This is a genomic window from Cobetia sp. PDI-23MA (genome assembly GCF_059507735.1).
The window spans coordinates 3,012,289-3,036,216 of the sequence record NZ_CM183352.1; the positions used below are offsets into that span (position 1 = coordinate 3,012,289).

General features: G+C 62.5%; 19 protein-coding genes. 14 read left to right on the top strand and 5 right to left on the bottom strand.

Features of this window, described 5'->3' with window-relative positions; all coding sequences use genetic code 11:
- Nucleotides 1–191: 191 nt before the first annotated feature.
- Nucleotides 192–4,289 (bottom strand): DNA translocase FtsK, encoded by a 4,098-nt coding sequence (locus AC5WNJ_RS12790; protein WP_495929867.1) that lies wholly within the window; start codon nt 4,287–4,289, stop codon nt 192–194.
- Nucleotides 4,290–4,459: 170 nt separating this feature from the next.
- On the opposite strand from AC5WNJ_RS12790, the gene aat reads away from it, so the two are divergent.
- From aat to infA, 3 genes are all read left to right on the top strand, one after another.
- Complete coding sequence (aat, locus tag AC5WNJ_RS12795) at nt 4,460–5,176, top strand: leucyl/phenylalanyl-tRNA--protein transferase (RefSeq protein ID WP_495929868.1); 717 nt, start codon at nt 4,460–4,462, stop codon at nt 5,174–5,176.
- Nucleotides 5,177–5,212: 36 nt separating this feature from the next.
- The gene (locus AC5WNJ_RS12800; RefSeq protein WP_495929869.1) at nt 5,213–6,016 is read left to right on the top strand and encodes an arginyltransferase; all 804 of its coding nucleotides are present in this window, start codon (nt 5,213–5,215) and stop codon (nt 6,014–6,016) included.
- A gap of 323 nt (nt 6,017–6,339) precedes the next feature.
- Nucleotides 6,340–6,558: a translation initiation factor IF-1 gene (gene infA / locus AC5WNJ_RS12805; protein ID WP_024953359.1), complete on the top strand. Its 219-nt coding sequence runs from the start codon at nt 6,340–6,342 to the stop codon at nt 6,556–6,558.
- A gap of 575 nt (nt 6,559–7,133) precedes the next feature.
- Here infA and clpA read toward each other — a convergent pair.
- The 3 genes from clpA to icd all read right to left on the bottom strand — a co-directional run bounded on the left by clpA (nt 7,134) and on the right by icd (nt 11,582).
- The gene (clpA, locus tag AC5WNJ_RS12810; protein WP_495929870.1) at nt 7,134–9,398 is read right to left on the bottom strand and encodes an ATP-dependent Clp protease ATP-binding subunit ClpA; all 2,265 of its coding nucleotides are present in this window, start codon (nt 9,396–9,398) and stop codon (nt 7,134–7,136) included.
- 33 nt (nt 9,399–9,431) lie between these two features.
- On the bottom strand, nt 9,432–9,833 hold the full coding sequence (clpS, locus tag AC5WNJ_RS12815) for an ATP-dependent Clp protease adapter ClpS (protein WP_176677737.1): 402 nt from the start codon (nt 9,831–9,833) through the stop codon (nt 9,432–9,434).
- A 486-nt stretch (nt 9,834–10,319) separates the two neighbouring features.
- Nucleotides 10,320–11,582 carry an NADP-dependent isocitrate dehydrogenase gene (icd, locus tag AC5WNJ_RS12820; RefSeq protein ID WP_043333852.1) on the bottom strand — a complete coding sequence of 421 codons (1,263 nt, stop codon included), beginning with the start codon at nt 11,580–11,582 and terminating at the stop codon, nt 10,320–10,322.
- A 100-nt stretch (nt 11,583–11,682) separates the two neighbouring features.
- Here icd and AC5WNJ_RS12825 point away from each other — a divergent pair, with 100 nt between their 5' ends.
- From AC5WNJ_RS12825 to AC5WNJ_RS12875, 11 genes are all read left to right on the top strand, one after another.
- Nucleotides 11,683–12,444 carry a pseudouridine synthase gene (locus AC5WNJ_RS12825; RefSeq protein WP_176677738.1) on the top strand — a complete coding sequence of 254 codons (762 nt, stop codon included), beginning with the start codon at nt 11,683–11,685 and terminating at the stop codon, nt 12,442–12,444.
- Nucleotides 12,444–12,893 carry an NUDIX domain-containing protein gene (locus AC5WNJ_RS12830; RefSeq protein WP_043333853.1) on the top strand — a complete coding sequence of 150 codons (450 nt, stop codon included), beginning with the start codon at nt 12,444–12,446 and terminating at the stop codon, nt 12,891–12,893. The genes AC5WNJ_RS12825 and AC5WNJ_RS12830 overlap by 1 nt, the downstream gene beginning before the upstream one ends.
- Nucleotides 12,894–13,034: 141 nt before the next feature.
- On the top strand, nt 13,035–14,216 hold the full coding sequence (gene mnmA, locus AC5WNJ_RS12835) for a tRNA 2-thiouridine(34) synthase MnmA (protein WP_253061411.1): 1,182 nt from the start codon (nt 13,035–13,037) through the stop codon (nt 14,214–14,216).
- Nucleotides 14,213–14,848 carry a high frequency lysogenization protein HflD gene (hflD, locus tag AC5WNJ_RS12840; protein ID WP_043333854.1) on the top strand — a complete coding sequence of 212 codons (636 nt, stop codon included), beginning with the start codon at nt 14,213–14,215 and terminating at the stop codon, nt 14,846–14,848. The genes mnmA and hflD overlap by 4 nt, the downstream gene beginning before the upstream one ends.
- A gap of 149 nt (nt 14,849–14,997) precedes the next feature.
- Nucleotides 14,998–16,365 carry an adenylosuccinate lyase gene (gene purB / locus AC5WNJ_RS12845; protein ID WP_495929871.1) on the top strand — a complete coding sequence of 456 codons (1,368 nt, stop codon included), beginning with the start codon at nt 14,998–15,000 and terminating at the stop codon, nt 16,363–16,365.
- Nucleotides 16,366–16,634: 269 nt separating this feature from the next.
- Entirely contained in the window at nt 16,635–17,879 is a 1,245-nt protein-coding gene (locus AC5WNJ_RS12850) for a JmjC domain-containing protein (protein WP_495929872.1), read from the top strand.
- A complete protein-coding gene (locus AC5WNJ_RS12855) occupies nt 17,876–18,307 on the top strand; it encodes a GNAT family N-acetyltransferase (RefSeq protein ID WP_253061417.1) in 432 nt (143 codons plus the stop codon). The genes AC5WNJ_RS12850 and AC5WNJ_RS12855 overlap by 4 nt, the downstream gene beginning before the upstream one ends.
- Before the next feature lie 338 nt (nt 18,308–18,645).
- Nucleotides 18,646–19,398 carry a hypothetical protein gene (locus AC5WNJ_RS12860; RefSeq protein WP_495929873.1) on the top strand — a complete coding sequence of 251 codons (753 nt, stop codon included), beginning with the start codon at nt 18,646–18,648 and terminating at the stop codon, nt 19,396–19,398.
- A 198-nt stretch (nt 19,399–19,596) separates the two neighbouring features.
- Nucleotides 19,597–20,907: an isocitrate lyase gene (aceA, locus tag AC5WNJ_RS12865; RefSeq protein ID WP_253061421.1), complete on the top strand. Its 1,311-nt coding sequence runs from the start codon at nt 19,597–19,599 to the stop codon at nt 20,905–20,907.
- A 455-nt stretch (nt 20,908–21,362) separates the two neighbouring features.
- Nucleotides 21,363–21,866 carry an outer membrane lipoprotein gene (locus AC5WNJ_RS12870; protein ID WP_495929874.1) on the top strand — a complete coding sequence of 168 codons (504 nt, stop codon included), beginning with the start codon at nt 21,363–21,365 and terminating at the stop codon, nt 21,864–21,866.
- A gap of 584 nt (nt 21,867–22,450) precedes the next feature.
- The gene (locus tag AC5WNJ_RS12875) at nt 22,451–23,428 is read left to right on the top strand and encodes a lipid A deacylase LpxR family protein (protein ID WP_495929875.1); all 978 of its coding nucleotides are present in this window, start codon (nt 22,451–22,453) and stop codon (nt 23,426–23,428) included.
- Nucleotides 23,429–23,614: 186 nt separating this feature from the next.
- Here the strand turns inward: AC5WNJ_RS12875 and AC5WNJ_RS12880 are convergent, their stop codons facing one another.
- Nucleotides 23,615–23,899 (bottom strand): hypothetical protein, encoded by a 285-nt coding sequence (locus AC5WNJ_RS12880; protein WP_043333859.1) that lies wholly within the window; start codon nt 23,897–23,899, stop codon nt 23,615–23,617.
- Between the last annotated feature and the right edge of the window lie 29 nt (nt 23,900–23,928).

A 23,928-nucleotide genomic window follows, 5' to 3' on the forward strand; every position in this document is an offset into this window, starting at 1 on the left:
AACTCCTTGCGATGAGGAAGACCAGTGGCGAGCCTCGGCATCGAGGCCCTGCACCTGACCATCACCGTTTCAGCGATTCGGGATGATTGCTGCCAACATCCTGCTGGCAGCGATCTGTTATCTGACGTCTTTGACACGAAGGGGAGCAAAAAGCTCCCCTTCGTGTGTTTCAGCGACCAGACCTGCGGCGGCTAGCCACTGTGGTTGGGCGCGATCACTTCCCGCGAGCCATTGGTGCCCATCGCGGAGACGACACCCGCCATCTCCATCGCCTCGACCAGACGCGCGGCGCGGTTGTAGCCGATCTTGAAGCGACGCTGCACGGCAGAGATGGAGGCACGACGCGACTCGACCACATAGGCCACGGCCTCATCGTAGAGCGCATCCTGCTCGGCATCGCCGTCCTCGCCTTCAGCCTCGAGACCGGCCAACGCATCCGCCTGCACACCACCGGTGAGGATCTCCTCGATGTACTCCGGCGAGCCGCGACGCTTCCAGTCGTCGACCACACGGTGAACCTCGTCATCATCGACGAAGGCACCGTGCACGCGCGTCGGCATGCCGGCACCGGCCGGCAGGTAGAGCATGTCACCGTGGCCCAGCAGGTCCTCGGCGCCGCCCTGATCGAGGATGGTGCGCGAGTCGATCTTGGAGGAGACCTGGAAGGCCATGCGCGTCGGAATGTTGGCCTTGATCAGGCCGGTCACCACGTCCACTGACGGGCGCTGGGTGGCCAGAATCAGGTGAATCCCCGCGGCACGGGCCTTCTGGGCCAGACGTGCGATCAGCTCCTCGACCTTCTTGCCGACGATCATGAACATGTCGGCAAACTCGTCGATCACCACCACGATGTAGGGCAGCTTGGCGAGCACCGGCGGATGCTGGTGCATCTCCCAGGGCTGCGGCTCCCACAGCGGATCAGCGATCTGGGCGCCGTGCGCCTCGGCTTCATCGATCTTGGCATTGAAGCCGGCCAGGTTGCGCACGCCCATGGCGGCCATCAGCTTGTAGCGACGCTCCATCTCGGCGACACACCAGCGCAGGGCGTTGGCGGCCTCCTTCATGTCGGTCACCACCGGCGCCAGCAGATGCGGAATGCCGTCATAGACCGACAGCTCCAGCATCTTGGGGTCGACCATGATCATGCGCACTTCGTCCGGCGTGGCCTTGAGCAGCATCGAGATCAGCATCGAGTTGATGCCGACTGACTTGCCCGAACCGGTGGTACCGGCGACCAGCAGGTGCGGCATCTTGCCGAGGTTGGCCACGACAGGGGCGCCACCGATGTCCTGCCCCAGCGCCAGCGTGACCGGAGATTCCGCCAGCTGATAGGCATCGGAATCGAACACTTCACGCAGGCGAATCATGGCGCGGTTGGGATTGGGGATCTCGATGCCGACTGTCGGACGGCCCGGAATCACCTCGACCACACGCACGCTCTTGACCAGCAGCGAACGCGCCAGGTCCGTCGACAGATTGGAGATCTTGGACGCCTTGACGCCCGGCGCCGGCTGAATCTCGAAGCGTGTGATGACCGGCCCCGGCCAGACATCCGCCACCTCGGCCTTGACGCCATACTCGCGCAGACGCACCACCAGCAGCTCGGCCATCTGGTCGAGCTCTTCTTCGCTGTAGTTGGGCTTCTGGGCATCCGGCGGGGTCAGCAGATTCAGCTGCGGCAAGTCCCCTTCCGGCTCATCTTCGTGATCGGCACCTTCATGGCGCTGGCTCTGCATGTGCTCCACGGTCCACAGGGTCGGGCCGGAAGGATCACTGGCAGCCGCCTGCGCATCCTCCGCCGTCGCCAGGCGACCGCTGCCCGGCACCATGCCGGATTCATCGCCGTCATAGGCCCAGGACGGACGCTCGGCCGGCGCGGGGGCCGCTTCCGGCGTGGCAGGCTGAGCCTCGAAGGGCGGCACATGCTCGGCCTGAGGTGCGACGGAATCGGGCTCCGGTGGCGCGACCGGCTCGGCCGGTTGATGGGGCGCTGCAGGCTGACGCGGCTCAGGGGCATGCTGCTGCGGCGTCGCAGACGGGCTGCTTGACGCCGCAGGCGCGTCTGCCTGTGTCGGCGCGTTGCCCGTCGGCTGCTCGAAGGCATCATCCCAGGAGACGACCGCCTTGCGAGCGGGAGTCTCGGAAGAGGCCGCCGCGACACCGGCCGCCATCACACCCGCACCGGCTGCCAGCCCTGCGGCCGTGGCGAATTGACCACCACTGCCGGGCAGGGGCGCATCGTCGTCGTCCCTGGGCTCCGGCGGTTGATTGCGGCTATCCGGCGCGACACCGCTGCGCTCGCGCGCAAGTTGCGCGTCGCGCTCACGCTGTGTCTCTTTCTCAAGCTGCGCCTCTTTCTCAAGCTGCGCCTCTTTCTCAAGCTGTGCCTGCTGTTCAAGCTGCGCTTGTCGCTCTGCCGCTTGCTGCTCGGCTGCACGCTGCGCTTTCTGTTCTGCTTCGCGCTGCGCCTCCTGCTCTGCCAGACGCTGCGCTTCCTGCTCGGCCAAGCGCTGTGCCTCCTGCTTGCGAGCCTGAGCTTGCGCCTGAGACGGATCTTGAGCTTGCGACGAAGCCTTGTGAGCTTCGGCCTCGCTCTGCGCCTGAGCCTCTTGCGCTGTCTCGTGACGGGCGGTCTCATGACGAGCGGCCGGCGTAAAGGCAGAGGCAGCATCCCAGGCAGCAGGGGCAGCCGAGCTGTCGGAGGCTGATGCCGTATCTTCGACAGCAGGGCCTGGCGTCGGTGCCTTGGGAGCCTGTGCCGTGGCTGAGGCGTCAGCATGACGCTGGCGCTCAGCCTCAATGGCAGCGGCTTGGGGCAGGCGAGAGCGCGTGACATCGGCATGCGCGACACGTGGCGCGGAGGCTGTCTCTGCCGCCACGGCGGTCTTCAGGGCCGCGGCCAGGTCAACCCCTTCGATGCTGACATTGGCGCTCTGCACCGTCATGCGCTCGGTGTAGGCAGCGCCCGGCACCTTTGCGGAAGGCGTGGTTTCAGCGGTCTGCCACGGGATATCGGTGCTGCGGTCGTCCGTGAAGTCATCGCGAGCGCTGATGGCCTCGTCGGTGCCGCCATCCAGCGACGGCTCGACACGGCGCTGGCCGCGCGGTTCGGCGGCGATACCTTCTGCCTCCTGCCGGCGACCAAGCAGAATCTCGTCGCTGTCCTCATCCCACTTCTCCTCACGGGCACGCCGGTCCGGCAGCAGACGCTGCCACCAGCTCAGTCTGGGGGCTGGTTCACGATCCGCGTCATCCTCTTCACCATCCTCGTGAGTCAGCGACTCCTCGGCGTAGGCTGCCTCGTCATCGTAGGCGTCCTGATCGTCGCGGCGGCTGTTGAAGCGCTCGGCGCACCAGCCGGACACCCGCATGCAGCCATTGCCCAGCTCATCCATGACCGTCAGCCACGACATGCCGGTAAACAGCGTGAAACCGCACAGGAAACTGGCCAGCGCGACCAGTACCGTGCCGCCCATGCCGATCAGCGGCGTCAGCGCACCGGCAATGCCCTTGCCGAGAATGCCACCCGCGCCGTTGGTCAACTGGCTGTCGGGGCTGTAGAACTGGATATCGCCGATGACGCAGGTCGCCATGATCAGCAGGAACAGGCCGCCAGCACGCACCGCGATGGTCGTCGGATCCCACACCAGCTCTGTACTGGGCTGACGCATCAGACGCCAGGCACCGAAGCCCAGCATCGCCGGCCACCACAGGGCACTGCCGCCGAACAGCGAATACAACACGTCTGACAGCCAGGCGCCGATGCTGCCCATCCAGTTGCTGGGCGTCAGTTCAGGGCCGCTGTAGGACCAGCCGGGGTCCGTCGGCGCATAACTGAACAACGCCAGTAGCATGAAGACGCATAGGCTGAGCATGAGAATGACCACGCCTTCACGGCTGACGCCCTGCAGGGTGGTGGTCAGGCGTGACGGTGGTCGCGCTGCCTTCTCCGCACGCTGCTCGGCGCGGATGGCCTGGCGTTCGGCGCGTTCGGCCTGACGCTCGGCGCGGCGCTGGGCTGCAGGGCTTTCTTCCTGCACGCGCGGCGTGTTTCTGGTCTTGGCAGCAGGCTGGCCGCTGGCATCCTTCCTCGCGGGCTTGCCCGAGACGCGCGGCGTCTTGCGTGCCGGGCTGGACTCGTTGGCCGAAGCACCGCGCAGACGCGCGAAGAAGCCCGGCGAGTCCGATTTCTGACGGGCACGCTTCCTGGGTGTTGCTGCCGCACGGCGGCTACGGGTTTCAGGCTTGGCCTGTTCCCGACTTGTCTTTCTGGCACTCTTGGCAGTCAAGTCGCCATCCCCCTTGCACCTTGTGGGCGATTTTCCATGTACCTTCAGCCGGTTATCATAACCATTCGATGGCAGTGACGTCATAATTGCCGATTCACGTCCGCTCATGACGCCAAGGCGCCAGGAGCCCATTGCTCCGTGCATGTTCCCGAACCGACAAGAGGCTGCCCATGCTTCCCTGGCTTCCCCCTGCCCCTGTCCGCTTTCCGCATGCTTCCACCGCCCTGAGCGAGCCCGACGGCCTGCTGTGTGCAGGGGGCGAACTCAGTCCCGAGTGGCTGCTGGCGGCCTACCCCCGCGGCATATTTCCCTGGTTCAGTCCGGGTGATCCTATCCTGTGGTGGTCACCGGACCCACGCATGGTGCTCAAGCCAGAGGAAGTCCGTGTACGCCGCAGTCTGGCCAAGCGCCTGCGCAATGCAGGCCTGAGCTACAGTATCGACCGCGACTTTACCGGTGTGATCAATGCCTGTGCCAGCATTCCTCGCGATGGCCAGACAGGCACGTGGATATTGCCAGAAATGCAGCAGGCCTACATCGCCCTGCATGCCATGGGACATGCCCACAGCGTTGAAGTCTGGCAGGGCGATTCTCTGGTGGGCGGCCTGTATGGCGTCGCCTGTGGACGCATCTTCTTCGGCGAGTCGATGTTCTCGCGCGTGCCCGATGCCTCGAAACTGGCGCTGGTGATCCTGTGCCAGGAATTGAAGGCACGGGATTTTCCGTTGATCGACTGTCAGATGCATACTCCGCACTTGGCAAGTCTTGGCGCCCGCAGCATCGCCCGCAGCGATTTCATCAGCTATCTTGACCAGTATGCCACTGGCCAAGGGCATGAGGGCAAGTGGTCACTGACATCCCGGCCCACGCAGCACGCCCGGGAATGATGGCCACGGCAATTCCAAGAGGGAGATGATGCAACGGTGAGCAGCAATACCCCCAAGCAACCGCAACGCGATCTGCGCTTCTTTCTGACGGTACCGCACGCCTGCAGCTATCTGGAAGGCCGCCAGGCGACCACGCTGTTTCTCGATCCGCAGGAAGCGCCCAATTCCGGTGTCTATGACGCCCTTGCCCTGCTCGGCTTTCGCCGCAGCGGCTCTCATCTCTATCGTCCGCATTGCGGTGATTGCCGTGCCTGCATTTCCGTCCGCGTGCCGATCGCCGACTTCACGCTCAACCGCACCCAGAAGCGTCTGGTGCGTCGCAATGCCGACCTGGTCATCGAAGAGGGGCCGGCACTCTTCGACCCCGAACATTATCGCCTGTACGCCCACTACATCCGCAGCCGTCATGCGGATGGCGACATGTTCCCGCCCAGTCATGAGCAGTATCGCACCTTCCTCACCTCCCGCGATGACTACGCCCGTCTGGTGAGCTTTCGCCTCGACGGCCGTCTGGTGGCCGTCGCCGCCATGGACCGCATGAGTCATGGCCTGTCCGCCATCTATACCTTCTACGATCCGGATGAATCACTGAATCAGCGCTCGCTGGGGACCTACGCGGTGCTGTGGCAGATCGAGCAGGCACGCCGCGAAGGCCTGACCCACCTCTATCTGGGCTACTGGATCCGTGACTGCCGCAAGATGAACTACAAGCAGCATTTTCAGCCGCTCGAGTATCTGGATGGCAGCCACTGGCGGCGACGCATACCGGCCAATCATACCGATAGCCATCTGCCACTGAGCCTGGTCAAGCAAGGCGCGTCAGTGACACCCGGCGAGTGACGCGCTCTGCGGGCGCCCTCTCGACGCAAGCGCGTCTGACAACGTCAAGATGAGCATCGTTCAGCTAGCAGGAGCTCACCAGACAGCGCCGACTGCCGACCAACCGCCTCCCGGAAGTTGCCCCGGCGCAAGAAGCCGATTTTTATCTTCCTCCTGAACTGCCCACAGGCGCTCAAGGAGCGTACAATCGCGCTTCGGCTTTGCCTTGCCGCCGCCCTTACGGCACAATATCGCGTATCGAAGTCCCGAATCGGGCACTTTTTGTGCTGAGGCGGCTCGGAACTACCAGCAGTATTCCCTGTAATAAGTGAGGATCAGCCTATATGGCGCGTGAAGATCATATTGAAATGGAAGGCGTCATCGTCGACACCCTTCCGAACACCACTTTCCGTGTTGAACTGGAAAACGGCCACATCGTGACCGCACACATCTCCGGCAAGATGCGCAAGAACTACATCCGCATCCTGACTGGCGACAAGGTCAAGGTTGAGCTGACTCCGTACGACCTGTCCAAGGGCCGTATCGTCTACCGTTCGCGCTAAGCACGGTCAGACTGCCCTGCCGGTTGCCATGCCATCGATCACTCTGCACGTCCTGGACCTGCATGCGATCATCATGACACCGGCTGGCTGAACCGGTCGTTCCCGGCATCTCAGGCACCAGCGTCACCTCCGCCTGAACCCTCCGCCCGGACCCGGAACGCATCGAGGTTGCAAGACTTGCCCTTCACGGCGAGACACCCGCCACCTCGATGGCGTATGCCTGAGTATTCCGATGATGCCGCCTTGTCCCATGAATGTGTCTTGAGCCCGAACGCCAATCTGGTCTTCGCTCCCATTGTATGATGACAGGCGGCTCATCCCCGCTGGGCATTTTCTCCTCAATACGCATTCGCTTCCCCCGATACGCATTCGCCTCCTCGCAGTACTCATCCAACTCCCCGCCCTCCCCTTGAGGATCGCGAGCCCCTTGGCGTGCGCGCGTGTCCAGGTTGAGCAATCGACTCCATGTTAGCTACATGCGGACAGCCTGCTGACTGGCGACCATAAAAAACGGCCAGTGCTTGAGCACTGACCGTTCATGTCGCCCCCCTCAAGGCAGGAGGCTTAGCGTCAGATCACGCCATTTCCGCTTCCGTTTCCAGGTGCAGCTCGCCGTTGTCGACTGTGACATGCACGATGCCGCCCGACTCGGAAAGGTCGCCGAACAGGATCATTTCTGCCAGCGGCTTCTTGAGCTTCTCCTGAATCACGCGTGCCATCGGGCGAGCCCCCATTGCCGGGTCATACCCGAGGGTCGCCAGCAAGTCGCGCGCCTCATCAGCGACATCCAGCTGCACGCGTTTCTCATCCAGCTGCGCCTGCAGTTCGACCAGGAACTTGTCGACCACATTGCGCACCACGGCGAGATCCAGCGCGCCGAACTGGATGATGCCATCCAGACGGTTGCGGAATTCCGGCGAGAACGTCTTGCGGATGACTTCCATGGCGTCGGTGGAGTGATCCTGGTGCTTGAAGCCGATGGAGCGACGCGCCACCTGCTCGGCACCCGCGTTGGAGGTCATCACCATGATGACGTTGCGGAAGTCCGCTTCGCGGCCGTTGTTGTCGGTCAGGCGGCCGTGGTCCATCACCTGCAGCAGCAGGTTGAAGACTTCCGGGTGTGCCTTCTCGATCTCATCTAGCAACAGCACGCAGTGCGGCTGCTTGGTGATGGCTTCGGTCAACAGACCGCCTTGGTCATAACCGACGTACCCCGGCGGTGCCCCGATGAGGCGCGAGACGGTGTGACGCTCCATGTACTCGGACATGTCGAAGCGCACCAGTTCGATACCCATCAGCGCCGCCAGCTGACGAGCGACCTCGGTCTTGCCGACGCCTGTCGGGCCCGCGAACAGGAAGCTGCCCACCGGCTTGTCCGGCGCCTTGAGGCCTGCACGCGACAGCTTGATCGCCGCGGACAGTCCGGTGATGGCGTCGTCCTGCCCGAACACCAGCATCTTGAGATCGCGCTCGAGATTGGACAGCAGCTTCTTGTCGGAGCTGGAGACCGTCTTCGGCGGAATGCGAGCGATGGAGGCGACGATCGCCTCGACCTGCTCGGTATCGATGGTGTCGACGCGGATGCTCTCCGGCAGCAGCCGCTGGTGGGCACCGGCCTCGTCGATCACGTCGATGGCCTTGTCCGGCAGCTGACGCTCGTTGATGTAGCGATCGGCCAGACGCACTGCCGTTTCCAGCGAGGCATCGGTGTACTTGATGGCATGGTGCTCCTCGAAGCGACCACGCAACCCCTTGAGGATACGGATGGTGTCATCCACCGACGGCTCCATCACATCAACCTTCTGGAAACGACGCGCCAGGGCGCGGTCCTTCTCGAAGATGCCGCGGAATTCCTGGAAGGTAGTGGAGCCGATGCAACGCAGTTCACCGGAAGACAGCAGCGGCTTGAGCAGGTTGGAGGCATCCATCACGCCACCGGACGCAGCACCCGCACCGATGACAGTGTGGATCTCGTCGATGAACAGGATCGAGTTCGGTTCCTTGCGCAGCTCCGCCAGCAGCGACTTGAGACGCTTCTCGAAGTCGCCGCGGTACTTGGTGCCGGCCAGCAGCGCGCCGAGATCCAGCGAGTAGACCACGGCTTCCTTGATGACGTCCGGCACGTCCTCCTCGACGATGCGCTTGGCGAGACCTTCCGCGATGGCAGTCTTGCCGACGCCCGCCTCACCGACCAGCAGCGGGTTGTTCTTGCGGCGACGCACCAGAATCTGCACCACACGCTCAAGCTCCTCGTCGCGACCAATCAGCGGGTCGATCTTGCCCAGACGCGCCTGCTCGTTGAGGTTGGTGGCGTAGTTGGTCAGCGGGTTGTTGCCGCCTTCGCTGCTCGCCTCTTCGCTCTCTTCGTTCTCGACCGACGCCTGGGGCGCCTGGGTGTGACCCGCGACCTTGGAGATGCCATGCGCGATGTAATTGACCGCATCCACACGCGCGACATTCTGCTGCTTGAGGAAGTAGACGGCCTGGCTTTCCTGCTCGGAGAAGATGGCCACCAGCACGTTGGCGCCGGTCACTTCACTCTTGCCGGAAGATTGCACGTGGAAGACGGCACGCTGCAGGACGCGCTGGAAGCCCAGCGTCGGCTGCGTCTCGCGGTCTTCCTGCTCTTCCGGAATCAGCGGGGTGGTGGAGTTGATGAAGTCCTGAAGGTCGACTCGCAGCTTGTCCAGATTGGCACCACAGGCGCGCAGGACATCGGCAGCGGAGGCATTGTCCAGCAGTGCCAGCAGGAGGTGTTCCACGGTCATGAATTCGTGGCGTTTGGAGCGTGCCACGGTGAAGGCCGTGTTCAGGGTCAGTTCAAGTTCTTTGCTCAACATGGCAAGTCCCCTCTAGGCCGCGTCTTGGACGGATCACTCCGCCCGGTCGATGTCGCACAGCAGCGGATGCTGGCACTCTCGAGCATATTGATTGACTTGGTGGCATTTCGTTTCCGCGATGTCGCGACTGAAGATGCCACAGGTTCCTTTTCCCTGATGATGGACAGCGAGCATGATCTGTACTGCCTGCTCCTGATCCTTGTTGAAAAAGGTGGTCAGCACCTCCACGACGAAGTCCATCGGCGTGAAGTCATCATTGTGCAGAACGACCTTGTACATGGGCGGTGGAGCCAGTTCAGGCTCAGCGGTCTCGAATGCCAGATCACCTTCGTGGTCTTCCTGGTATCCGGGGTCCTGAGCCGACGGGGCCTGATTGCTGATCGACAGTGTCTCCAGAAAGGGAGGACTGCCGCGCGATGTCTCTGTCTTGAACATAAGGGGCTGATCCGGTGAACACAAGCCGTGACGAAGCAGATTGCCTCAACGCGCCGCGAAGAAGGTCAAGCGCTGCCACGTCGTCTCAATGTGGGTGTGATAAGGAAAAGATGGGGGCTTGTCGATCTGGTTGCAAGCTTTGGTCGCGTCCGCCCAGGCGTACACGTTCATGCCTGCATCGCGACGCTCTGACATGAATGCGGGCATTTGCATGCATTTTCGCTCACATACGCGACAGACACTTCTCGACAGGCGTCGCCACCTGACGACCCATTCAAGCGCCTCGCCGCTCAATGAAACCCGGAATGCGACCGCGCAGAACGCTCCACGCAGAATGCCCAGGAGTAGCAATCGTTGGCAGCCGTCTGGGCGCGCAACCGAGAAGCTTCCATCTCAAACGCAAGAAGGCCCCCGGACATGTCCGGGGGCCTTCTGCTGAAACCTGTCACGCAACCTGATGCCTGGGCATCAGATCAACGCAGGATCTCAGGCATCCATGTTGTCAGCGACAGCCTGACCGAACTCGGAGCACTTCAGCAGCTTGGCATCGTCCATCAGGCGATGGAAGTCATAGGTGACTTCGCCCTTGGCGATGGCCTTCTCGACGCCTTTCAGCACGAGGTCAGCCGCTTCGACCCACCCCATGTGACGCAGCATCATCTCGGCAGAGAGGATGACGGAGCCCGGGTTGACCTTGTCCTGCCCCGCGTACTTCGGTGCAGTACCGTGAGTCGCTTCGAACATGGCGACGGTGTCGGACAGGTTGGCACCCGGCGCGATACCGATACCACCCACTTCCGCCGCCAGGGCGTCGGACAGGTAGTCACCGTTCAGGTTCAGGGTGGCGATGACGTCATATTCCGCCGGACGCAGCAGAATCTGCTGGAGCATGGCGTCAGCGATGACGTCCTTGACCACGATGTCCTTGCCGTTGTTAGGGTTCTTGAAGGTCATCCACGGGCCGCCATCCAGCAGCTCGCCGCCGAACTCGTCCTTGACGATTTCGTAGCCCCAGTCCTTGAAGGCACCTTCGGTGAACTTCATGATGTTGCCCTTGTGCACCAGGGTCAGCGACTCACGGTCGTTGTCGATGGTGTACTGGACAGCCTGACGGACCAGACGCTTGGTCCCTTCTTCGGAGACCGGCTTGACGCCGATACCGCAGTTCTCCGGGAAGCGGATGTTGGTGACACCCATCTCTTCGCGCAGGAACTTGATGACCTTATCGGCTTCCGGGGTTCCCGCTTTCCATTCGACACCGGCATAGATGTCTTCGGAGTTTTCACGGAAGATGACCATGTCGACGTCAGCCGGCTTCTTGACCGGGCTCGGCACACCAGTGAACCAGCGCACCGGGCGCAGGCAGGTGTACAGATCCAGCTTCTGACGCAGAGCGACGTTCAGAGAGCGAATACCACCGCCCACCGGAGTGGTCAGCGGGCCCTTGATGGAAACGATGTAATCCTTGACAGCCTCGAGAGTCTCTTCCGGCAGCCAGGTGTCAGCATCATAAACGTGAGTGGCTTTTTCACCGGCGTAGACTTCCATCCAGTGAATCTTGCGCTCGCCGCCATAGGCCTTGTCGACAGCAGCGTCGATGGCAATCTTCATGGCCGGAGTCACGTCCACACCGATACCATCGCCTTCAATGAACGGGATGATCGGATTATTCGGAACGTTGAGGGTATTGTCGGAATTTGCGGTGATCTTGGCACCGCCTTCCGGGACGACAATCTTCTGGAACCCCATTGATAACTCCCCTGTCATGGATTCAGTGGAGGCGCGAGTATAGCACCCGTGCCGCTTCTCACAGTAGGCTTATACGGCAGCCGCGACAAAAGTCTAAACCATGTCTCTCATATATCTGCTTCACAAGCCTTACCGCGTCCTGACCCAGTTTACCGACCGCGATCAGGGCCGCCAGACACTCGCTGACTTCATCGACGTGCCGGATGTCTATGCCGCCGGGCGCCTCGACTATGACTCCGAGGGACTGCTGCTGCTCACCAGTAATGGCGCGCTCTCCCACCAGATCGCGCACCCGAAGAAGAAGCAGCCCAAGACCTACTGGGTGCAAGTGGAAGGTGCTCCCGATGAACAGGCCATCGCCGCGTTGAGAGCCGGTGTCGAGCTCAAGGATGGCATGACCCGGCCGGCGAAGGTCAGGCTGATTGACCCGCCGGCGTTGCCGGACAGGCAACCCCCTGTGCGCTTCCGTGCCAGCATTCCGACCCACTGGCTGGAGATCATCATCAGTGAAGGTCGCAATCGCCAGGTGCGCCGCATGACCGCCCACGTCGGCCTGCCGACCCTGCGCTTGATCCGCGCAGCCATCGGGCCGTGGAAGCTCGATGGCCTTGCCCCTGGTGAATGGCGCAGCGAGGAAGTCGAGATGCCAGCGCCACCTCGTCGCGAGTCCCGCTCGCCACGCCACAAGGGCGCGACGGGCGAGCGCCGCACCGGCAACGCTGGCCCCCGGGGCAGTGGCAGTAGAAGCAGTAAAGCCAGGAATGGCAAGGGTTTCAGCAAGGGCTCAGGTCAAGGTTCAGGCAAGACACCCGGCGCCGCCTCCCGTCGCCCCTCATCCCCCAAGAAAGGAAGGAAATCCTGATGGCTGCTCGCTGGACCCCGAATGTCACCGTCGCCTGTGTCGTCGAACGCGCCGGGCGCTACCTGATCGTCGAGGAAGACAAGGGCGGGCCCTGCACGGTGTTCAACCAACCGGCCGGCCATCTCGAACCCCATGAGCGCATCATCGACGGCGTACAACGCGAAGTTCGCGAGGAAACCGCCTGGCGCATCCTGCTCACCGGCTATCTCGGCCTATATGTGCACGTGGCCGAGGACGGGACCCACTTCCACTCCCACAGCTTCGAGGCCGCCGCCCTTGAGCACCTGTGCACGCCGCTGGACCCTGACATCGTCAGAACGCACTGGCTGTCGCTTGAGGAGATCGAGCAGCTCGAGGACATGGGCCGCCTGCGCAGCCCCCTGGTGACCCGTCGTATCCGCGATAGCCAGCGTGGCAAGCGTTTCCCGCTGGATGTGCTGCACGATTGAGCGATCGCCCGGGCGCAGGCGGGGTGAATCCCTGCCCCGCATTCAGGTATAATCCCAGCCATTCGAGCGGCGCCAGAATGACGGGTCTGCCGCCTCCCCTGTTTGTGACAACCCGCGGCCATGCGGGTGACGAGAGAACTGATGACCGCTGAAACCGGTACCGGAACCAAGGTCATCGTCGGCATGTCCGGCGGTGTCGACTCCTCCGTCTCTGCCCTGTTGTTGATGGAGCAGGGCTACCACGTCGAAGGCCTGTTCATGAAGAACTGGGACGAAGACGACGGTAGCGAATACTGCACCGCCCTCGAAGACCTGGCCGATGCCCAGGCCGTGTGCGACAAGCTCGGCATCAAACTGCACACCGCCAACTTCGCCGCGGAGTACTGGGACAACGTCTTCGAGCATTTCCTGGCCGAGTACAAGGCCGGTCGCACGCCGAATCCCGACATCCTGTGCAACCGCGAGATCAAGTTCAAGGTCTTCCTCGAGTATGCCGAGATGCTGGGCGCCGAGTTGATCGCCACCGGTCACTACGTGCGTGGCGGCGTGCGCGAGGGTCTCCCGCGCCTTCTCAAGGGCCTGGACACCAACAAGGACCAGAGCTACTTCCTGCATGCCGTGCCGCAGGCAGCCATCGCGCGCACCCTGTTCCCGGTCGGCGAGCTCGAGAAGCACGAAGTGCGCGCCATCGCCGAGAAGCATGAGCTGATCACCGCGCGCAAGAAGGATTCCACCGGTATCTGCTTCATCGGCGAGCGGCGCTTCGCCGACTTCCTCAAGCAGTACCTGCCCGCTCAGCCCGGCAAGATCGAGACTCCCGATGGGGACGTCATCGGCGAGCACATGGGCCTGATGTACTACACCCTCGGCCAGCGCCAGGGGCTGGGAATCGGTGGCCTCAAGCGCTATCCGGACGCGCCCTGGTTCGTGTGTGCCAAGGATCTGGAGCGCAACGTGCTGATCGCCGTGCAGGGCAAGCACCACGACCTGCTCTACACTCAGGCGTTGAGCACCGAATCCGTGGACTGGGTCGCAGGCGAGCCGCCGCAGACCGACGCCAATGGCGAGCTGCGCATTCGCTGCAAGAACCGCTATCGCCAGGAAGACCAGGCCGCGACCTTGATCGTCAATGACGGCCAGCGTGTCGAGGTGCGTTTCGATGAACCGCAACGCGCCGTCACGCCCGGCCAGTCTGCCGTCTTCTATCTCGGCGACATCTGTCTGGGCGGCGGCGTGATCGATGCCGCCTGGAAACTTCCAGCGGCGGACGCCAGCGCTTCCACCGCTCCGCTCTCTGGCCCCGAGGAGTCCGCCGCGCAATGACCAGCGTGCCGATCCGTCCCGTCACTGATACCACTACCCGCCAGGCACTTTCGCTGGCGGGCGTCTTCCAGGCAGCCGCGCTGGTCGATGAGCTGGCCCGCCACGGCCAGTGCGATGAGCGCGCCTGGGAAACCCTGGTCAATGCCACGCTGGATACCAATCCGGAAAGCTTCGAAGCCATCTACGGCGGGCACCATAACCGCCTGCGGCTCGGCATCGACACCGTCAGTGCGGTGATGGAACGTCGCCAGGTCTCACCCGTGGTGATGCGTTACGGCTTCTCGCTGGTGATGCTGATGAGCAAGCTCAAGAAGGACCCGGACATGCTGGACAAGCTGGGCGCGGGCCTGACGCGCATCCAGGGTCAGGCCGAGCACTTCGGGCCGACCCACGAGAACGTGATCGCAAGCCTGGGCGAGCTTTATCAACAGACCCTCTCCACCTTCCGCTACCGGATCGTGGTGCAGGGCGACCCCGGCCTGCTGCAGCAACGCATGATGCCGGAACGCATCCGCTGCGCCCTGCTGGCGGGTGTGCGTTTCGCACTGCTGTGGGACCAGCAGGGTGGCCGTCGCTGGAAGCTGGTCTTCCAGCGCAGCGCGCTCAAGAAGTCATTGCAGCAGCTGGGCTGAGCCCGCCTACGCGCTCGCGCCAGCGCGTCACCTGACGCACCAGATTCACACCCGAATTCGCTTCAACAACGCTGGAGCCCGTGAACCGGGCTCCGAGACACTTGAACCGGCAGCGCGTCATGTCCTGCCACCATCGGAAGATTCTCATCATGCAGCTGTCCGCCCTCACCGCCCTGTCTCCCGTCGATGGCCGCTATGGCGCCAAGACCGAGGCCCTGCGCGAGCACTTCAGTGAATTCGGCCTGATCCGTGCCCGCGTCATCGTCGAGGTGCGCTGGTTGCAACGCCTGGCCACCCACGCCGAGATCGCTGAAGTGCCGGCCTTCTCCGCGGATGCCAACGCCGTGCTGGATAGCATCGTCAGTGAATTCAGTGTCGAGGATGCCCAACGTATCAAGGACATCGAACGCACCACCAACCACGACGTGAAGGCGGTCGAGTACTTCCTGAAGGAAAAGGTCGAGAGCAACGCCGAACTCAACGCCGTCACCGAGTTCATCCACTTCGCCTGCACCAGTGAAGACATCAACAACCTGTCTCACGCCCTGATGCTGCGTGGCGGCCTGGACAAGGTGCTGCTGCCGCAGATGCGTGAAGTGACCGAAGCGATCGTCGCGCTGGCCCACCAGCACGCCGAACAGCCGATGCTGTCGCGCACCCACGGCCAGACGGCCAGCCCGACCACCCTCGGCAAGGAAATGGCCAACGTCGCCGCGCGCCTGCGTCGTCAGCTGGCGCAGATCGAACGCATCGAGATGCTCGGCAAGATCAACGGTGCCGTGGGCAACTACAATGCCCACCTGACCACCTATCCAGCCATCGACTGGGCGGCCAACGCCGAAACCTTCGTCGAGAGCCTCGGGCTGACCTTCAACCCGTACACCACCCAGATCGAGCCGCACGACTACATCGCCGAGCTGTTCGATGCCATCTGCCGCTTCAACACCATCCTGATCGACTTCGATCGTGACATCTGGGGCTACATTTCGCTGGGTTACTTCAAGCAGCGCACCGTGGCCGGCGAGATCGGCTCTTCCACCATGCCGCACAAGGTCAACCCGATCGACTTCGAGAACTCCGAAGGCAATCTGGGCATCGCCAACGCCGTGCTGGGCCATCTGGCACAGAAGCTGCCGATCTCCCGCTGGCAGCGTGACCTGACCGACTCTACCGTGCTGCGCAACCTGGGCACCGGCCTGGCGCAGGGTCTGATCGCCTACCAGGCGACCCTGAAAGGCATCAGCAAGCTGGAAGCCAACCCGGAGCGCCTGGACGCCGACCTGGACAACAGCTGGGAAGTGCTGGCCGAGCCGATCCAGACCGTCATGCGCCGTTACGGCATCGAGAAGCCCTACGAGAAGCTCAAGGAGCTGACCCGTGGCAAGCGTATCGACCAGGCCGGTTTCGCCGCCTTCATCGAGACGCTGGAACTGCCGGAAGACGTCAAGACCGAGCTGAAGGCACTGAGCCCGGCCAGCTACATCGGCAACGCCATTGCACAGGCCAAGGCGCTCTAAGCGGCGCAGGTCACTGCAAATCTTTGGACGCCGGGGCCTCTGCTCCGGCGTCATGCATTGCGCATTAGACGCATGCAACACGCAGCACGCTGAATGACACCCTGGATTCACGACCACTGACGTTCTTCCTCAGTGGGCACGACATGCCACGCTCTCAAGGCTCGGCATGGAACGCATCGCCTTCTGCCATCCGGCAAAACGGCTTCAACGACGTCATCGCGAGACCGCCGCCCCCTGACAGGCTGCCGTTCGCGTTCGAGAGGTTCTGCATGAGCACATCCCCCGCCCCCCGCGACACCGACACGCCTCTGGCGCTGTTGGGCGGCCTGAGCATCCGCGAATTCCTGCGCGATTACTGGCAGCAGAAGCCGCTGCTGATCCGCGGGGCCTTCGCAGACTTCGAGACGCCGCTGGAAGCCGATGAACTGGCCGGTCTGGCCTGTGAAGATGGCATCGAAGCGCGTCTGGTCGAGGAAAACGGCCCGGACAAGGCCTGGCAGGTCAGCCACGGCCCCTTCGATGAGGCGACCTTCGCGCGTCTCGACGCCAAGGACGACAGCCAGTGGAGCCTGTTGGTGCAGGCGGTGGATCACTACGTCCCCGACGTCGCCGCGCTGTTCGAGCCCTTCACCTTCCTGCCGCGCTGGCGCCTCGATGACATCATGATCAGCTACGCGCCGACCGGCGGCAGCGTCGGCCCGCACCTGGACAACTACGATGTCTTCCTGCTGCAGGCCCAGGGCCAGCGTCATTGGCAGCTGGGCGGCATGCACGGTGACGACGCCGAGACCATCGATGGCATCGACCTGCGCATCCTCAAGCACTTCGAGGTCACGCCGGGCGAGGACTGGGTGCTGGAACCCGGCGACATGCTCTACGTACCGCCGCGCCTGGCGCACCACGGTGTCAGCCAGTCCGATGACTGCATGACCATCTCCGTCGGCTTCCGCGCGCCTTCCGCCGATGAAGTCGTCACCTCCTACGCCGACTATCTGGGTGCCAGCCTGCCGGAATCGCTGCGCTACCGTGACCAGGGCATGGCCCCGGTCGCCAATGCCGGCGAGCTGGACGACGCCTCGCTCGAGCGTGTGCGCGAATTGCTGCTCAGTACGCTGGATAACCCGACCCAGCTGGCGCAGTGGTTCGGCCGCTACATGACCCAGCCCAAGTATCTGGAGCAGCTCGCCGCTCGCGAACCGGCCCTCAAGACGCATGAGCTGGTCGAGTATCTGGAAGATGAAGGCGTACTGGTGCGCTCACTGGGATCACGCTTCGCCTTCCGTCAAGGTGAAGATGGCAACAGCACGCTGTTCGTCGATGGCGATGGCATCCTGGCCCCCCAGCCGCTGGCGGAAGCGTTAGCCTCCGATCAGCGCCTTACCGCGGTGTTGCTTGACTACACCACGGCAGACCTTGATCGCAGTGCCGTGGCCAGCCTGCTGACGGCGCTGATCAACCGCGGCAGCCTGATACTGGAATGTGACCTTCAGGACGAAGAGGACGATGAAGAATGAGTGACGCCATGATCAGCCTGGAACGGGGCGACTGGCAGACCTTGGGCAACGAGGCCAGCGAGATCCGCCGCGTCGTGTTCATCGAGGAACAGCAGGTGCCGCGGGAGGAGGAGTGGGACGGGCGCGACGACGCCTGCGAACACTTCCTCGTGCATCTGGATGGCCGCACCGTCGGCACGGCCCGTCTATTGCCGGACGGCCATGTCGGCCGTGTCGCCATTCTCTCCGAAGCACGCGGGCTGGGGCTTGGCCAACGCCTGATGGAAGCGGTCATCCATGCTGCGCGTCAGGCTGGCCACGCTGAAGTGCTACTGGATGCTCAGACCCATGCGCTGGAATTCTATCAACGTCTCGGCTTCACGGCTTACGGCGACGAGTTTCTCGATGCCGGCATACCGCACCGCAGCATGCGCTTGATTCTGAACTGAATTTTAGCGTCTGCCTTACGAAAACCGGCCCCATTTGGGGCCGGTTTTTTTGTGCCATGAATGTTCTTGTAGTCTGGCTACAACCCGCTCCTTGACCAAGTCATCATTCCCCAAGGCCCATGATGACTGACATCATGACGTCACTAAGAAATATTAAAACGACTGTTTGCCAACAGGAATCACGCAACGTTGAATCTGATATAAAACGATCGTTTTAATGCGACCAAGGAATGAAAGACAGCACTCAATTTGGGAGCGATGCTAGAGATCAGGTCATTTACGCTGCACTGCAACATGACGCGCTGCCCGACTCGGCACCGCCTTCAGGAGATTCGCCCATGCTCACCTCAGACTCACGAACGCAGATCACCCTGGTGGGCGGTAGAGGTGACCAGGTACTCGGGCAGCCTGAGGATGCCGCTCTGGCCGAGCAATGGCACAACGCCGAGATCCGAACGCGGATTCTCAAGCTGGCGCGCCCCCTCAAGGACCTGCTGCCACCGCAGACAGCGGAGTCGGTGGCGGCACAGGCGCAGACGATCTGCCATCTGAGTCGCGACCAGCGCTGGCAACTCCCCGGCGAGCAGTGGCAACTGCGCTCAGAGGGCAGCGCCTGGCAGTTGAAGTGCAGCGCGCAGCCGGCAACCGCTGGCGAGACGCAGGACGCACCTGACCAGTTGGCACTTGCCGGACTCACCGATGACGTGACGGGGATGCAGCTGGGCAACCGCCCGCTCCCCCGGGCCCTCTGGACCCTGGCCGCCGCGCGGCATCGCGGTGAACGTCATTCGGTACTGGCCATTGCCCAGGTCAGCAGCGTACGCGAAGCACTGTGCTGGGGAGAATTGGTCTCACGGCTGCGCGCGCCAAACGGCAGGCCACCGCGCATCGCCCTCACCCTCAGCCACTGCACGTTACCCACGCTGGAAGCCAGCTTGTACTTCCTGATGCCCTGGTTGGACAGCATCACGCTGACAGCGGCACCCGGCCTGGAAACTGCCTGCCTTGGCGTGATCAAGGCTCGCTTCAGACTTGCTGAGCCAGTGGAGCTCGACAACGCCACCGACGACGTCTTCTGTCGCACGGAGTGACTCCACTGGTGACGCCTGAAAGATCAATAACAACAACAAACTGTCATGCAGCAACCTCAAGACGCAGAGCGCCGGCACTCCCATTTCACGCGTCGCTCTCGCGTCAACCGCCAGACGATAGACAAGCGAACAGACACAAGACACAGACAACACGCCAGGGGCTGCGCCCCGACGACGAAGCCATCAGGAGATGCCACCATGAGTCACACACGTGCCGATCAGATTGCCGCGCTCGAAAAGGACTGGGCCGAGAATCCGCGCTGGAAAGGGATCACTCGCCCCTATTCCGCCGAGGATGTGGTGCGCCTGCGCGGTTCCGTCCAGGAAGCCAACACCTTGGCGACCCGCGGTGCCGAGAAGCTCTGGAAACTGGTCAATGGTGATGCCAAGAAGGGCTATGTCAACTGTCTGGGCGCCCTGACCGGTGGCCAGGCCATGCAACAGGTGAAGGCCGGTATCGAAGCCATCTATCTGTCCGGCTGGCAGGTGGCTGCCGACAACAACACCAGCGAAGCCATGTACCCAGATCAGTCGCTCTATCCGGTGGATTCCGTGCCGACCGTGGTCAAGCGCATCAACAACACCTTCCGTCGCGCCGACCAGATCCAGTGGCAAAAAGGGGCCAACCCCGGCGATGCCGGCTTCGTCGATTACTTCGCGCCTATCGTGGCGGATGCCGAGGCCGGTTTCGGTGGCGTGCTCAACGGTTACGAGTTGATGACCGCCATGATCCGTGCGGGTGCCTCCGGCGTGCACTTCGAGGACCAGCTGGCCTCTGTCAAGAAGTGTGGTCACATGGGTGGCAAGGTACTGGTGCCGACTCAGGAAGCGGTGCAGAAGCTGGTGGCCGCCCGTCTGGCCGCTGACGTGGCAGGTGTGCCGACCCTGGTCATCGCACGTACCGATGCCAACGCCGCTGACCTGATCACCTCAGATGTCGATGACTACGACAAGCCGTTCCTGACCGGTGAGCGCTCCGACGAAGGCTTCTATCGCGTCAAGGCAGGTCTGGATCAAGCCATTGCCCGCGGTCTGGCCTACGCGCCCTACTCCGACCTGATCTGGTGCGAAACCGCCAAGCCGGACCTCGAGGAGGCGCGCCGCTTCGCCGAAGCGATCAAGAAGGAATACCCGGACCAGCTGCTGGCCTACAACTGCTCGCCTTCCTTCAACTGGAAGAAGAACCTCGACGATGCCACCATCGCCAAGTTCCAGCAGGAACTGTCGGACATGGGCTACAAGTACCAGTTCATCACTCTGGCCGGTATCCACAACATGTGGTTCAACATGTTCGATCTTGCCTACGACTATGCGCAGGGCGAAGGCATGAAGCACTACGTCGAGAAGGTGCAGGAAGCCGAATTCGCGGCAGCCGAGAAGGGCTATACCTTCGTGGCGCACCAGCAGGAAGTCGGTACCGGCTACTTCGATGACATGACCAACGTCATTCAGGGCGGCAACTCCTCCGTCACCGCGCTGACGGGTTCCACGGAAGAAGACCAGTTCTAAGAGGACCCGTTCCAGGCGCTGCCAGCGGCGCCATCACGACAGCAAGCTCGAGGCACAGGTGTCTCGAGATGACGGGAAGGCACCTCGACATCATGCCGGGATTGCACGAGGTGCCTGGCCCACGACTGACTGAAGCCCGCTCACGCGGGCTTTTTCGCGTGCATACGACGTGAAGCCCCTCGACCGGAGGCGATACGCCGAAGGCAGAACGGCGGGTGGTAGCATTCATGCGACAGGCAAGAACCAGATTTGCATCATCTCAGCGTGTCAGACCGGGAACCCGTCCAGATCCACGTGGTCTATAATGTTAAGAAACAGTGTTCTCGCACGCTCGGCGTGACTAGAATCTGCTGGCGGCCCAAGGAAGTGATCGCCTACCTGAGCCTTGCTCTCTCAGCACTCAGCATTCTCCATCACAACCTCAAGCTGCACCGCATCATGCGAGGAGATACACCATGACACTCTCACTGACTCACAAACGATCGACTGGCGCACTCCGCTGGCTGCCCGTGATCGCACTCGGCGTGCTGACGCTTGGCGGCTGCGCGAACAGCGACATCTATTCCGGCAACGTCTATACCGGCGATCAGGCCAAGCGCGCACAGTCCGTCAGCTACGGCACCATCACCTCACTGCGACCGGTGCAGATCCAGGCACAGGATGAAGGCAGCGGCGTGCTCGGTGGCCTGGGGGGTGCGGTCGTCGGCGGCCTGCTCGGCAGCCAGATCGGCGGCGGCTCCGGCCGTGCCATCGCCACTGCCGCGGGCGCCATCGGCGGCAGCGTGGCCGGCAAGTCGATCGCCGACAACGTCGACCAGATCGACGCATACGAGATTGAAGTCCGCCGCGATGCCGGCGACAGCCTCATCGTCGTCCAGAAAGCCGACACCGCCTTCTCGGTTGGCCAACGTGTCCGCCTGGTCGGCTACGGCGCCAACCTGAGCGTCGCGCCTTATTGAGTCTCCGACGGCTGGCGCTCCCCTGTCGGGGCGCCAGCCGCTTTGTTTCTGCGCCCTTTATCGATTCCTGCCGCAAGCTCTGCGTGGGCAGCACTGCCACACTTTACCCTCGACTCGCCAAGCGAGCGCATTCCCGCATCTCTCGCACCTTTCACATATCTTGCGCTCCCGTATTTACATCCGCCTCATCTCCTCCTGCTTGCTGCCCCCGTTTATTTCTCCTTGTCCCATCGCTTCGTATTCCCTCCTCCGGTTACACGCATGAACGGCTCGTCTCAGCGAACAATCTGCAGATCGCCTATTGATTAACAGGCTATGAAATCGTGATTTTTTGTGCAAAGTTATACATATGCAGCCTAACTTGACTCTGTGTACAACTTTTCGTTCCAGGAGTTGCGATGCGTCCCGTCACTGCCCGTCCAGCAGGTTCTCACCCAGGCACCCGCAAGCTGTCTTGTAGCACGTCATCTTCAAGAAGCTCCCCCCGCGCTTGCCCCAGCGCAGTCAATGACAGTCCCGGCGGTGCCACCGCCCTCAGCCATGCCCCGCAGATGGCGCCGGCCTTCTCGACCCGGCGCCTGGGCATGGCATTGATCATGCTGGGTGCGGTGGCATTGGCCCCCATGGTGGAGGCAGCCGAGGACGAGGGTGGCGTGCTGTCATTGAAGGTCGAGAACGACATTCTCACCTCCGGCGATGATGGCCATTACACCAACGGCTTTGCGTTGAGCTACACCTTCGAGACACCAGAGCAGCACTGGTCACGCTCATTCGCGGACTGGGTGCCCGGCTTCAGCGCTGCGCGACTGGACGCCACGGCCTACCGCTTCGGGCAGCAGATCTATACCCCCAATGACATCACGCGAGAGCAACCAGATCAGGATGACCGCCCCTACGCAGGCTACCTGTTCGGTGGCGTCTCGCTGTTCGCCGGTGAAGAAGGAGATGACTGGCGACGGGTGGATACCTTCAATCTGGATCTCGGTATCGTCGGCCCGGCCTCGGGCGCCAAGGATGCCCAGAAGGCGGTACACAAGCTGACCAGTAGCGATGAGCCGGAAGGCTGGGATCACCAGCTGCACAACGAGCCGGTGATCAATACCGGCTGGCAGACGCAGCTATGGCTGCCCGCCAGGGCCGCAGGGCTGGAGGTGGAATACGGGCCATCCGCCTCCGTGGCGCTGGGCAATCTCTACACCTATGCGGGCGTCGGAGGCGGAGTACGCATCGGCCAGGGGCTGACCCGCAGCTACGGGATACCGACAGTCGCGCCAGCCCAGGGCGGCCGTCAGTACTTCCATTCCGACGGCGACTTCGCCTGGTACCTGTTCGCCAATATCGAGGGCCGCGCGATGGCCTACAACATGCTGCTGGATGGCAATGGCTTCGAGGACAGTGCCTCGGTGGACCGTCGCCCACTGGTCGGCGATCTGCAGCTGGGCTTCGCGCTCAGCTGGCAACGCTGGCAGCTGGCGTTCGTCAACGTGTGGCGCACTCACGAATTCGAGACGCAGCAGGAAAGCGATCAATTCGGCTCGCTGACGCTCTCGACCTGGCTGTGAGTCAGCGCTGAGCTGCAATCGGCACTGACAGGCAGCGATGGCTGAGCAGAGCCCGATGAGAAGAGTCCGATGAGAAAAGCCTGATGGGCAGAAACAGATGAGCAGAAACAGAAAGGCCGGGCAGATAGCCCGGCCTTTCTGTCTGCGGGAAACGTCATGCTTCCCAGAAGGTTGCTGCTGGTTGAATCAGTGCATCTTGACCTTGCTCATGCCCCAGCAGATCAGCTTGCCGCCGATCAGAACGATCAGCGCCAGCACGATCAATGCCATCAGCATGGAAACGGGATTGACGATGAAGGTCGCCCCCAGGATACCCAGGGCCACGCCCCAGACGTAGCGGTCACCGCTATCGATGCTCAGAGCCTCCGGCAGGACACGCTTGACGGTGGCACCCAGCGAGCCTTCCCAGCGGTTCAAGCACAACATGAAGATCGCAGCGAAGCTCACCAGCCAGATCAATGTCACGGTCATCGAAATTCTCTCCTGAAAAATAGGGTCGC